The following is a 13,155-nucleotide window of genomic DNA, read 5'->3' as shown; positions in this document are numbered from 1 at the left end:
TTTAAATTGGGTATTAGTAGCAAGCAAGATGCTCGCACTATAAGAATTTCGCCCTTATTGATATTAAGTTTTAAATGCCGAATAGCTTACTATAAATTCTGCTATCTACCTTATTGTACTAGGGCGATAATTTAGCTTTTTTGGCACGGTTTTCTTTATACCACTGAGCGACAGCCGGAGACCATTGTTCAAAATGTACATAGAGAAGCTCACAGAACTTCTGCGCCTCTAGTTGAGCATCTTTTTTCCATCGTAAGTCTAAAAGATGCATCAGCGATCGCATATTACAACTGAGGACAAAATTCTGTCTGGCGTCGAAGGGAATCAAGCCTCTAGCATGTTCTTCAGATAAGCCTTCTTCAATTCGTTGCTGATACCGTTGACAAGCTGCTAAACACCACTTGAGATCTTCATTCCGTTGGGCTTCAGAATAGAAATAACGCTTTCCCTGACGGTTTGTATAGTTTCCCACAGGGCGCAGGTAAAATACCTCTTCTATGTCTTGTTTTCCTTGAGCAACATTAATAATTCTCTGTCCAGTATAGCGAAAGGAATTATGAACCACCATTCCATTAGCGACAAAGTTATGCCATTGACCGTCTACCTCTAAGTCATAGGTCTTATGCTCACCCAGATACTCAACATTAATAACTTTTACAGGATGCGCCTGAATTTTAGTACCAGTAGACTGTAACTGAGATTGCCACTGTAATGGTTCTCTGTTACTAGCCACGGCTATACCATTACACATCACAGAGCAAGACTTTGTTAGTTTGATAACACAGCCATCCGCCGCTGTGACTAAGCCAACGGCATCACCCATTGTCTGCCAACCTGCTGCTGTAAACAAGCGATGATTTACCGTGCAATCAAGGGTTTTACCATCGGCTAAAGTGACTCGGTAAATCGGCTGAATTCCACTATATATTACATCTTTAATAGTCCCCGTTTCAAATAATCCATTGTCTTCATTGAGAACGCGCAAATTCATTTTGCGGATGCGGCTTTTGCCTTTACGTTTATAGTCTTCATCCGGTTCTCTCTTAATTTCTGAGATAGATGTTTGAGGGATAGTTTTTTCACCGTTCGTCCACAGTTCGTACAACTCTCCAATCGTTGTTCTGACTTCTTTGGATGTTTCCCCCTTATCGTTAACAAATGTTACCTCAGTATTAGCCGCCAAACATTGAACATCAAAGCTCACGCCAACTCTATGAGTGCGAACTTGCTGCATCATTGAGTGAGGAAAATAACCAACATTAAACGTAATTTGGGGATGTTCTAAGCATCCATAATGTCCGCGATCACCCGCCAACAAATGCTTAACAATCAGTTCGCCTGACCGTTGCTCGGGGGGCCAGCGATCGCGGCTATCCCAAACATAATCTTCTGAATAATCTTGATGCATTGCCGCCCAAACCACTTGTTGCGGATTGGGGGTAGCATTAATTACATCGATACAGAATCGTTCCACTTTGCTATTCCCTCAATATCAATCCAAATCTTACCAAATTTAAATACATCAAAATTCAAAAGCATTACACATTTAAAATAACGGAATGGATTTTGCCGTTAAATTGGGCGCAAGCCTTGCGCCCCTACATTTTTTGGACATAAGCGTTATCTATATTAATTAGATGTATTCTGTCAAGATATGCGAGGTTATATCGTGATTATACCGACTCACACTGGTCAAACTAATGATCAAACTTTGGAAAAAACCACCTTTTCCGGCTGATCTTGATATTTCCCTTTACGTTGCTCATAAGTCACCGAACATAGCTCGGATTCAAAAAAGAGCAATTGGACGATCCCCTCATTGGCATAAATCCGACAATCAGCGGGAGAACTATTGCTAACTTCCAAGGTTAAATGACCCCGCCAACCTGCTTCTGCTGGAGTTAGATTGGCAATGATACCGGCTCTGGCATAGGTACTTTTCCCAATACACAACACGGTGACATTTTCTGGCACTTCAATGCGTTCCAATGCTACGCCAAGACCATAACTATGTCCAGGAAGAATAAAATAGTCTCCCTGTTGATCATGATGTAATTGAGTCGGTTCTAAGTTTTCCGGATTAAAGTTCTTTGGATCAACGACTGTACCCGGAATATGCCGAAAAATACGAAACTCCACGGGTGAAAGCCGGATGTCGTAGCCAAAGCTGCTCAAACCATAGGAGATAACATGTAGCGCGTCAACACGGCGAACTAACTTTGGCTCAAAAGGTATAATCATACCCTTGTCAGCCATTTGAGTTATCCAGGTATCGTTTTTAATCATCGCAAGTCATTATAGCCAGTTTAATAGGATAACCTAAATAGCCGCCAATTGACTGATTTTATTTGGAAGTTGCCAAATATTCACATAACAACGGTACAACATTATCAAACCATCGCAGTTGCGCTCCACTCCAGGCATTGGTTTTAGAGGTGGCGAGCATGGCTCGCCCGTATGCTTTTCCTTTCTCAGTGAGTCGTCGCTCTCTGGAACCAGGTTTTGTCCATTCCTGAATGCCTAATTCATGGAGTGCGGCGTTGACTTGAGCCGCTTTCACTTTCCGTCCTAATTGCTCTGACACCTTCTCAGCCACTTGGGAGGCGATCATCCCAGATGGTTCCTCAACCGAATGAGTGACTAAAAGCTGCTGTGCTTCGTTGGCTGCACTGGCTAAAGCCGGAAAACGCTGGGTGAGTACATTCAATTTCCACGACGCGATCGCCCGTTGATCCAATCCCGCTTCTTCTAACCACTTGGCGATTAACCGTAACCCCTGATCCAATTGCTGGAGGTCATTATCGAGGGGAAATTCATCGGTTTGGGGTAATTGTGCGATCGCACCTTCGATGTCTTTGGGATAGGGAGTCTCAACTGACTCGATATCACTGGCTGTTTTAATTTGGAGAGTCTCTAAGGATGTGGAATTTGCCGCTTCCACCAAAGCCTTTGCCGTCTCATTCCCCGCATCCGCTTGATATTGCCAAAATGCTACGGCTGCATCCCAGGATGATAACGCGATCGGTCTGGGTTTGTCCGGAACCACTGTCCTAACCGTTTCTGGCAAGTTGTTTTCGTTTGATTTACAAAACTTTTGCGCTGTCCCCTTGCTTTTACCCACGACTTCGGCGATTTGCCTGTGGGTGAACAATAGACGCTGATCCTGATCAGAGGTTAGCTGATAACCAGAAACCTCAATGTTTCCAAGCTGGAAACGAACCGCTCTCGCTGCCCCTGCCATGTCACTGTACCTTGCGACAAAACACGGTAAACATTGTACAGTCTTCCGGGAGAACCCGAAGTAGGGGCTTGGTTACCAAGCCCCTACTAAGGCTGATGACTAAATACTGTCCTAACCGAATCGGATGCTGGTGTCCTTGACCAATACCCCCTTTGAGAAACTGAACCACCAACACTGGTGTCCCCTGTCCTGCTATTCTCAAGCCTTGGGCAATCACATTGGTAAAAAAGCTGCGCTGGGGACTGGTAAAGACTTGTACCAACCCTTCTAGCGTGTAGGTCAAGGGATGGGTTGAATTAAGGGTAGGAGTTTCTAACTGGGAAACCATAGTCAACTATTAAAGAGCAATGAATCTAATGGACACTGCTCAAGCCTTCCTCGATCAGTGTCTATTGGTCGCTTTAGACAGCTTTTTGGCAGAATTCGCTTTTAACCATGTTGGAGCGATCGCCCAAAGCTGCTATTCCACCGAATCCTTTTGGGCTGGGGATTCTAGCCGTTTACAACTTAACTCAAATCCAACATGTCCTCCCTTTTGCCCGATTCCTACCTACATTGTCACTGTATCACAAAACCCACAAGTACCTCAAGGAACCGTAACGAGAAATTCAATCGATGCAGCGAACAAGATATAGCGTATTTTTTTCAGTGGCATCCCTAATCAAACACCATATCTACAAGTCCGTCAATGACCAATTGGTGCAGGATTTAGCCAAGGATTTGGGAGAGGTGCGTCCGATTGAGTTGCAGATTGTTGGCTATCAACTGGAAACGGAGAAGATTACCACGCGAGAGGACTATCGAAAATATGAGTCTAAGGAGGAATTGGTTGAGGCAGAGTAAATTTTGGTTCGATGCGATACCTTGGTAAGGGCGCAAGCCTTGCGCCCCTACATTTACCTGAGATCCTCCAACAGCCGTGATCAAAGACAGTGCGATCGCGCTACTCTGAAGTGGCGTTCTTATGTTTTACCATGAACTCTATCCTGGTTTTCGGTAGCATCAATATTGATTTAGTTACCAAAACTCCTCGTTTACCCGTCGCGGGTGAAACGGTGAATGGATCTGAATTTTTTACCGCCCCTGGGGGGAAAGGGGCGAATCAAGCTGTCGCCGCCGCACGACTGGGAATGATGACTCACTTGGTTGGGCGCTTGGGAGATGATGCATTTGCCCATCAATTGCTGGCAAGTTTACAAGCCGCAGGTGTGCAAACCGATAAAATTTTGCGCGATACTTCAACAAGTTCCGGTGTAGCTGTGATTTTGGTTGATGAAACGGGCGAAAATCAGATTGTGATTACATCGGGTGCAAATGAACAACTTAATCAAACCGATGTGGAACGCCTCAAACCTCTCTTACCCGAAGCCACCGCGCTACTGATGCAGTTAGAAATTCCCCTACTCGCCGTCATTGAAGCGGCTAGAACTGCCCATGATGCAGGGGTTCCGGTGATTCTTGATCCAGCACCTGCCCAGGATATTCCACCTGAACTGTATACCCTGGTTGATATTATCACTCCCAATCAGATAGAAGCGAGTCAGTTGGTGGGTTTTGCTGTGGATAGTCTGGAAACAGCCAAACAAGCCGCCCCTATTCTCCAACAACGAGGCGTTAAGACTGTAATTCTGACATTGGGGAATCAAGGCGTTTACTGTAGCACCCCATCCGAAAGCTTTTTTGTACCAGCATTTCCGGTTCAAGTTGTTGATACCACGGCGGCGGGTGATGCGTTTAATGGCGCATTAGCGGTGGCGTTGGCACAGGGATTACCGATACAGGAAGCCGTTGTTTGGGGTGCAGCAGCGGGGGCAATTTCGGTTACTCAAGCTGGGGCGCAGCCTTCGCTACCAAATCGCGAAACATTGGCACAGTTTCTAACGGATGTAGAGACGCGCCATGGCGCGTCTCTACACAAACATTCGTCGCGTTTTTTCTAGTTCAAATTAACCACCCGCGACAGCAGGTACAATGCTGACTTCATCGCCATCGCTGAGTTGGGTATTTGTACCATCGAGAAAGCGAATATCTTCGCTATTGACGTAGAAGTTTAAAAAGCGGCGCGGCTTCCCTTGATCATCACACAAGCGCCCTTTAATTCCAGGACAATTAATTTCGAGGGAGTCCAAAAGTTCAGCGACATTGCCAGCGCTGCATTCAATCATTGCTTTATTGTCAGTGAATTTCTGGAGAGTGGTAGGAATTAGAACTTTTACAGCCATAGATTAGGAATCAACAATTAATGGATAGATGTTTGAAACGTGTCCAAGTAGAGAGATAACATAATACCTCTCAAAAGTAGGTTTCCTTTAGTCAAAACTTGGTCAGGGCGGGTTTAGTCACATCTGGGTGCAACAGAAACGATAATAGTGAAACCCGCCCCTACAGAAACGCCATGGTATGGAGACACCTGATGATATTCCAGACGTAGCATGCTACGTCTGGAACATGATTAAACCAAGACTTGTTGCCATTCCAAACGGTCAAGGGTATGCGCCCGTTCTAATGCTCGCTCAAAACTGTCTAATTTGGGTTCAATGGTGAGGGGTTCACCAATATATCCTTGTACCGCTTCTTGGGTTTTGAGTCCATTCCCGGTGATATAGGCAACAGTGGTTTCATCCGGGTTAATTTTTCCAGCTTCCACCAATTTTTTGAGAACGGCAATTGTTGTACCGCCAGCCGTTTCGGTAAAGATACCTTCAGTTTCAGCCAGCAGTTTCATCCCTTCGATAATTTCAGCGTCGGTGACGGATTCAATATTACCGTTGGTTTTCTGGGCGATCTCTAGGGCGTAAATGCCATCAGCAGGATTCCCGATCGCGATCGATTTTGCAATTGTACTCGGTTTTACCGGAGTGACGAAATCCCGTCCTTCCCGGAAGGCTTGGGCAATGGGAGAACAGCCTTCGGCTTGGGCGCCACTGAAACGAACCGCTTTATCCGCCACTAAACCAGTTTTGACGAACTCTTGGAAGCCTTTATAAATTTTTGTGAACAGAGAACCGGAAGCCAAGGGCGACACAATATGATCCGGTAGCTGCCAACCCAGTTGTTCGGCGACTTCAAAGCCCAGAGTTTTTGAGCCTTCTGAATAATAAGGACGCAAATTAATATTGACAAATCCCCAACCATGGGTATTAGCAACCTCACAACAGAGGCGATTGACCTGATCATAGTTGCCTTCTACTGCCATTACGGTGGGGTTGTAGATTAATGTACCTAAGACTTTCCCCGCTTCTAAGTCAGCCGGAATAAATACACAACAATCTAAGCCAGCGTGTGCCGCGATCGCAGCGGTAGAATTAGCTAAGTTTCCGGTACTGGCACAGGATACGGTTGAAAATCCTAATTCTCTAGCTCGGGTTAGGGCTACAGAGACCACCCGATCCTTGAAACTCAAGGTGGGCATGTTTACCGCATCATTTTTAATATAAAGATTTTTTAGACCCAGGCGGCGGGCGAGGCGATGGGATTTGACTAGAGGTGTCATCCCTGTCCCCACATCAATAGGATTATCGGTAGCTACAGGTAGGAAGGAACGATAGCGCCAAATTGAATTCGGACCTGACTGAATTTTCTCCCGGCTAACGTGTTGGCGCAGGGCGTCGTAGTTGTATGTGACTTCCAACGGACCGAAGCAGAACTCGCAAACGTGGATGGGTTGGAGTTCATATTCAGCACCACACTCTTTACAGGTGAGGTTTTTGAATGTGGCAGAGGTGCTGGAGATATGGGGGATAGTTGCCTGGGTCATGATGTGGTTTCTCTCTATTCGTCAACATCTCGCTGATAGTATCACAGCCCAAAACCACCGTCAAATATACCCGACTTTTTTTGTCGGGATTGATTCTGCCGAGGGGGAGATGGGTAAGATGAGGGAGATGGGGGACACCTCGGCTCCGCTCGGTGTGTCAGATGGGGAAGATGAGAGAACTTTCCTTGTCTGTGTAATCAGTGTCAATAAGCTCTCACCTCCCTACCCCTATCTCTCCAATAAATCCGTGAAATCAGTGTTTTGACCAATGACAAATGACAAACACTTCCCTTTATCAAGTCGGTGGGAGTCTGCACAAAGATGCTCCCACGTATGTTCAACGACAAGCCGATCGCGAACTGTATCAAGCGCTCAAACAGGGTGAGTTTTGCTATGTTCTCAACTGTCGGCAAATGGGGAAATCTTCGTTGTTAGTTCAAACCCACCATCGCTTGCAAGCAGAAGGATTCCAATGTGCCACGATTGATATGACCATGATTGGTTCGGAAACGATTACGCCTGATCAGTGGTATAAGGGATTGGTTCTGGATTTAACTCGCAAACTCAAACTATTTAAAAGCGTTAACTTAAAAAAATGGTGGCAAGAGCAAGCGGATATTTCGTTACCGCAGCGATTCAATAAATTTATCGGCGAAATACTGTTAACTCAAGCTCCCGAAAAAAACATCATTATCTTTATCGATGAAATTGATAGCATTTTAAGCTTAAAATTTCCCATTGATGACTTTTTTGCTTTAATTCGCTTTTGTTATAATCAACGCACTCTAGACCCCGACTACAATCGCCTCACCTTTGCCATCTTCGGTGTAGCTACACCCAGCGATTTAATTGCCGACAAAAAGCGCACCCCATTTAATATTGGCAAAGCCATCGAATTGCATGGCTTTCAACTGGACGAAGCCCAACCCTTAACCCAAGGATTCAGCCAACAATTTGCTAAACCTGAAGCCATTATTAAAGAAATATTAGCCTGGACAGGAGGACAACCTTTTTTAACCCAAAAGCTATGTCAACTGGTGCTAGACGTGGCGCAAAATACAGTGAGAGATGATCTAAAAATTCCACCGGGTACTGAAGCCTTTTGGGTAGAATCGGTGGTACGCGATCGCATCATTCAGCATTGGGAGTCTCAGGATGAGCCAGAACACCTGCGTACCGTCCGCGATCGCCTGTTTAGAAACGAGCAACGGGCGAGTCGATTACTGGGGATTTATCAACAAATTTTACAGGGTACTGATATCGCTACTGATGATAGTCGTGAGCAAACAGAATTATTATTATCGGGTTTAGTGGTCAAAGAAGCGGGTGTATTAAAAGTAAAAAATAAAATTTATCCAGCCGTTTTTAACTCAGATTGGGTTGAGAAACAATTAACCAATCTGCGCCCTTACTCTCAAGCCTTAGCCGCTTGGGTAGCATCCAAATTTCAAGATTCATCACGACTCTTGCGGGGACAGGCTTTAAAAGATGCCCAACAATGGTCTCAGGGCAAAAGTTTAAGTGACTTAGATTATCAATTTTTAGCCGCCAGCCAAACCTGCGATCGCAATGAGGTACAACAGCAGATAGAAGCCGAACGCATCAAGGAAGTTGAAGCCCGACTCGTCGCTGAACGTCAGATGGCGAAAAAGCAACGATTACTATTAGCAACCTTTGCCGCAATGTTAGTTATCGTCAGTGGATTAGCCGGGGCAATTCTGGTGCAAAACCGCAAGTTAGCGATTAGTGAAATTGAGGCAATTACTACGTCTTCAGAATCACTATTTGCTCTGGATCAACGATTAGATGCATTAATCGCCGCCCTACGAGCCAAACAAAAAGTACAGGCATTAGGTCGAGTAGACACCCAGACCAAAAAATCGGTTGAAAACGTGCTACGAAAGACAGTGTATGGTGTCAGAGAACATAATCGCCTCTCTGCCCATCGTCAGCAAGTCCATGATGTAAAATTTAGTCCTGACGGTTCAATGATTGCTTCAGCGGGTGAAGATAAAACGATTAAGCTTTGGCAACCTAATGGAACGTTATTAAGGACAATTAAAGGACACAGCGATACTGTCAAAAGCGTAGCGTTTAGCCCCGACAATCAATTAATTGCTTCGGCAAGTAAGGATAAAACTGTGAAACTATGGCGGCGTGATGGCACATTAGTTGCCACACTGAATGGGCATACTAATCAAGTCAATCGTGTCACTTTTAGTCCCAATGGTCAGATGTTAGTCTCTGGTAGTGATGATCAGACAATAAGACTTTGGAAAATTGATCGGACTTGTATGAATTTAGCAGACAAGGTAGATGAGGGAGATAGGGAAGATGAGGGCGGGTTTAGTAACATTAGGGTGACAACAAATGATCAGCGTGAAACCCGCCCCTACACAAAATTTAAAATCATGCCATCGAGGGTTGCAAAGGGTCAAAACCATTCCCTCGAACGAATTGAAGGGTCTCCCAATCCCCAAGAATGCTTTGTTTCTAAAATTATTAAAGGGCATCGCGCAGAAGTTCGCAGTGTAGCCTTTAGTCCTGAGGGTCAATACTTTGCCTCTGCTAGTTGGGATGACACTATCAAACTTTGGACGCCTAATGGGACTTTACTGAAAACTCTCAAAGGTCATCAGGGTGGGGTCAATGATGTACAATTTAGTCCCAATAGTCAAGTTTTGGCTTCAAGTTCGATAGATGGAACCGTCAAACTCTGGCAACCTGATGGACTATTACTGAGAACATTAACCGGACATACGGATGGGGTTTTTGGTTTAGCATTTAGTTCCGATAGTCAAACCCTTGCCTCTGCGAGTTGGGATCAAACTGTTAGATTGTGGCAAACCAATGGAACCGAACTCAGTGTTTTGAAAGGGCATCAAAATGGACTCTGGGCGGTGGCGTTTAGCCCCGATGGTCAAATCTTGGCGTCTGCGAGTTTGGATAGCACCATTAAACTTTGGACACCAGAAAAAACGTTGTTAACCTTTCTCCAAGGACATCAGGATGCGGTTTGGGGTGTTGATTTTAGTCCGGATAGTCAAACTCTAGTTTCTGGAAGTTGGGATGGTGTGATAAAACTCTGGCAACGTGATGGTCAGTTGTTGGAATCTTTTTATGGGCATGATGAAGCCGTGTTTGATGTTGCTGTTGCTCCCCAAGGGAATGCTAATTTTTCCTCTAAAAATGGCATGTTGAACAAGAAAGAAAATACTCAAGGTAATAGCGAAATCATTGAATCCCTGCCAACCAATGAGCTAGTGATTGCCTCAGCCAGTGGAGATCAAACTATAAAAATTTGGCAGGGGAATGGGACTTTATTGAAAACCTTACAGGGACATAGCAACGCTGTTTACGAGGTAGCATTTAGTCCCGATGGTCAGTTACTTGCCTCTGCTAGTAGCGATAAAACCGTCAAACTTTGGACACGAGATGGTAAATTGTGGAAAACTTTAACTGGACATAATGGTGTTGTTGACAGTGTAGCCTTTAGCCCAGATGGTCAGTTGATTGCCTCTGGAAGTCAAGATAAAACGATTAAACTTTGGACAAGGGAGGGCATCTTGTTGAACACCTTAACCGGACATGGTGATAGTATTCTTGGTTTAGCCTTTAGTCCCGATAGTCAGCACCTTGCTTCCGCGAGTTGGGACAATACGATTAAACTCTGGACAAGGGATGGTACATTACTAGCCACTCTAGACGGGCATCGCGATCGCGTCAACGATATTGCATTTAGTCCCGATGGACAACTTCTGGCGTCTGCGAGTTTGGATAAGACGGTTAAGCTGTGGCGCAATGATGGTAAGCTTTTAGTCACCCTAGAAGCCCATGGCGATCGCGTCTATGATGTGACCTTTAGTCCCGATGGTCGCACCCTTGCCTCTGCTAGTGTAGACAAAACGGTCATTTTGTGGGATTTAGAGCGAGTGGTTCAGCTTGATCAGGTTTGGGCGTTTGGTTGCGATTGGGTGGAGGACTATCTGCGGACGAATGTTAACGTGAAGGAACAGGACAAAAAAGTTTGTGACAACGTTCGCTATCCTTAACACCAAAGCTATATTGATTGCAGTAGAGGCGTTCCGGTGGAACGACTGCAACAACTCCATATCCGTAATACACCTGATCCCTTTTGCTATACCATGGTTTTAGGGACTTAATTCAATGCTTTTATAGCTTGTCTTTCAGGTTTTAGCTTGACTGGCTGGATATTTTTTTATCAATACAGTGTGGTTATTCAGAACAACAAATTGATATTTTTATCACTTCGACAATATGGATACTTTGACCAAGTTGGCTAATCGCCATTATTTTGACCAACAACTCGAACAAGAGTGGCATCATTTACATATAGAACAGTCTCCTCTATCTTTAATTTTGTGTGACATTGATTGTTTCAAAACCTACAACAAAATCTATGGCATAGCAGCGGGCGATGAGTGTCTACGACGCATTGCCGATTGCCTACGTCGCTGTGTTAAGCGGACAACAGATATTGTGGCGCGTTATGGGGGAGAAGAATTTGCCATTCTTTTACCTCATACTAATGCCATGGGAGCGTTTCAAGTCGCTGAAAAGATGCGAGAAACAGTCAAATCTCTCGCCATTGAATTTAAACCGCCTAACAGTTTCAACTTACCTGCCTCTGTTGTCACCGTTAGTTTTGGGGTTGCCTGTCTAGTTGAACCCAATAGCGATATTGATACTTTGATTATGGCGGCAAATCAAGCCCTTTATCTGTCTAAAAAACAAGGACGCGATCGCGTTACCCTGAGTTCAGTATGAATCTGACGGTTTATGCACGATCAGCCTAAATATTATATCTAGAGCGGGTTGACAATTAAGTATAAGTGTGCATTGCCTTCAATGCCTCCCCCACTGCCAACAAACCCCTTAAAATGAAAAGACAGCTAATTGTTTAGTTTTGTATAGTAAACTCAGGTATAGAACGATATATGGCTGCTGCCGTTTTAATCGAGAACCTAAAAAAATACTACGGGGATGTCGAAGCCGTGAAGGACATCTCCCTGAACGTCGAACCCGGTGAGATTTTTGGCTTACTCGGTCCGAATGGGGCGGGGAAAACCACGACGATTCGCTGTCTGTGTACCTTAAGTAAACCCGACGCGGGTAAGATTGAGGTATCGGGAATTTCTGCGATCGCCAATCCTAGAGCCGTCCGTCGCCGCATCGGTTATGTCGCCCAGGAAGTGGCATTAGACAAAGTGTTGACAGGGCGCGAGTTACTGCAACTGCAAGCGGATTTATATCACCTACCCAGCAGCGTTGGCAAAGAGCGGGTCAATACCATGATAGAGGTGTTGGGCTTGCAGGACTATGCCGATAAAAAGACGGGAACCTACTCCGGCGGAATCCGTAAGCGTCTGGATTTAGCCTCCGGCTTACTCCATAAACCCGATGTGTTAGTTCTGGATGAACCCACCGTGGGACTGGATATCGAGAGTCGAGTCGTGGTGTGGGAGTTCCTGCGTCAACTGCAAAAGGCAGGTACGACAATATTTATTACCAGCCACTATTTGGAAGAAATTGATATCTTAGCCGATCGCGTGGCAATTATCGACAAAGGCGTAGTCATAGCCGAAGGTACGCCCTCTCAGTTAAAGGATAACGTAGGAGGCGATCGCATAACCCTCCGCATCCGGGAATTCTCTCCCCCAGAAGAAGCCCAAAATGCCAAGGAAAAGCTGGAGGTGTTACCCTTTGTCCAAGAAGTGATTATTAATACGGCGCAAGGAAATTCCCTGAACTTGGTCGTCAAACCCCAAAGTGACGCATTGACCAACATTCAGCAATCCTTAAAAGATGCTGGATTACCCATCTTTGGCATTGCCCAATCCCGACCCAGTTTAGATGATGTCTACTTAGCCGCCACAGGTCAAACCTTAATGGATGCTGAACTCGCGGCGGCGGGAACACGAGATGCGAAGGCGGAGAAAAAGCAACGGATGAAGGAATGATGAGATGATGGGGAGATGAGGAAGATGAGGAAGATGGGGGAGATGGGGGAGATAAAATCAGTGTTACGATGTCAACTGCTCAAATAACGACAAGCCATGACAAACATTGTGAATAGAGAACTAACCCATCAGTGAAATCAGTGTAACTAACCTTTCATGTCCCTACCCCCATCGGT

At 45.2% G+C, this 13,155-nt stretch carries 10 protein-coding genes and 1 pseudogene; 5 read left to right on the top strand and 6 right to left on the bottom strand.

Translation table 11 applies throughout. The features are described from left to right. Positions 1 to 118: 118 nt before the first annotated feature. From thyX to RIE73_RS37815, 4 genes and pseudogenes are all read right to left on the bottom strand, one after another. Positions 119 to 1,474, bottom strand: coding sequence for an FAD-dependent thymidylate synthase (gene thyX / locus RIE73_RS37830; RefSeq protein WP_446406072.1), 1,356 nt, complete (start codon positions 1,472 to 1,474; stop codon positions 119 to 121). A gap of 230 nt (positions 1,475 to 1,704) precedes the next feature. Then, positions 1,705 to 2,286: a dCTP deaminase gene (gene dcd, locus RIE73_RS37825; protein ID WP_446406071.1), complete on the bottom strand. Its 582-nt coding sequence runs from the start codon at positions 2,284 to 2,286 to the stop codon at positions 1,705 to 1,707. Positions 2,287 to 2,344: 58 nt separating this feature from the next. After that, positions 2,345 to 3,241, bottom strand: a complete 897-nt coding sequence (locus RIE73_RS37820) for a hypothetical protein (RefSeq protein WP_446406070.1) — start codon at positions 3,239 to 3,241, stop codon at positions 2,345 to 2,347. Between the two features lie 100 nt (positions 3,242 to 3,341). Continuing rightward, positions 3,342 to 3,569, bottom strand: a pseudogene (locus RIE73_RS37815) (P-loop NTPase family protein); the annotation flags it as partial. Between the two features lie 287 nt (positions 3,570 to 3,856). On the opposite strand from RIE73_RS37815, the gene RIE73_RS37810 reads away from it, so the two are divergent. Together RIE73_RS37810 and rbsK are read left to right on the top strand one after the other, a co-directional pair. Then, positions 3,857 to 4,084, top strand: a complete 228-nt coding sequence (locus RIE73_RS37810; RefSeq protein ID WP_446406069.1) for a hypothetical protein — start codon at positions 3,857 to 3,859, stop codon at positions 4,082 to 4,084. Between the two features lie 131 nt (positions 4,085 to 4,215). After that, positions 4,216 to 5,181 (top strand): ribokinase, encoded by a 966-nt coding sequence (gene rbsK, locus RIE73_RS37805; RefSeq protein ID WP_446406068.1) that lies wholly within the window; start codon positions 4,216 to 4,218, stop codon positions 5,179 to 5,181. Positions 5,182 to 5,187: 6 nt separating this feature from the next. On the opposite strand, the gene RIE73_RS37800 is transcribed toward rbsK, so the two are convergent. Continuing rightward, positions 5,188 to 5,463 carry a MoaD/ThiS family protein gene (locus RIE73_RS37800; RefSeq protein WP_044207393.1) on the bottom strand — a complete coding sequence of 92 codons (276 nt, stop codon included), beginning with the start codon at positions 5,461 to 5,463 and terminating at the stop codon, positions 5,188 to 5,190. Between the two features lie 230 nt (positions 5,464 to 5,693). Continuing rightward, complete coding sequence (gene thrC, locus RIE73_RS37795; protein ID WP_446406067.1) at positions 5,694 to 6,998, bottom strand: threonine synthase; 1,305 nt, start codon at positions 6,996 to 6,998, stop codon at positions 5,694 to 5,696. Positions 6,999 to 7,273: 275 nt separating this feature from the next. Here thrC and RIE73_RS37790 point away from each other — a divergent pair, with 275 nt between their 5' ends. The 3 genes from RIE73_RS37790 to RIE73_RS37780 all read left to right on the top strand — a co-directional run bounded on the left by RIE73_RS37790 (position 7,274) and on the right by RIE73_RS37780 (position 12,979). Then, the gene (locus tag RIE73_RS37790) at positions 7,274 to 11,050 is read left to right on the top strand and encodes a WD40 domain-containing protein (protein WP_446406066.1); all 3,777 of its coding nucleotides are present in this window, start codon (positions 7,274 to 7,276) and stop codon (positions 11,048 to 11,050) included. Between the two features lie 226 nt (positions 11,051 to 11,276). Beyond that, on the top strand, positions 11,277 to 11,786 hold the full coding sequence (locus tag RIE73_RS37785) for a diguanylate cyclase (RefSeq protein ID WP_446406065.1): 510 nt from the start codon (positions 11,277 to 11,279) through the stop codon (positions 11,784 to 11,786). A 170-nt stretch (positions 11,787 to 11,956) separates the two neighbouring features. Beyond that, complete coding sequence (locus RIE73_RS37780; RefSeq protein ID WP_446406064.1) at positions 11,957 to 12,979, top strand: ATP-binding cassette domain-containing protein; 1,023 nt, start codon at positions 11,957 to 11,959, stop codon at positions 12,977 to 12,979. Positions 12,980 to 13,155: the final 176 nt, after the last annotated feature.

The sequence above is a fragment of the Coleofasciculus sp. C1-SOL-03 genome (assembly GCF_040220555.1).
Classification (GTDB): domain Bacteria; phylum Cyanobacteriota; class Cyanobacteriia; order Cyanobacteriales; family Coleofasciculaceae; genus Coleofasciculus.
This window is presented reverse-complemented; position numbering and strand designations above follow the sequence as displayed.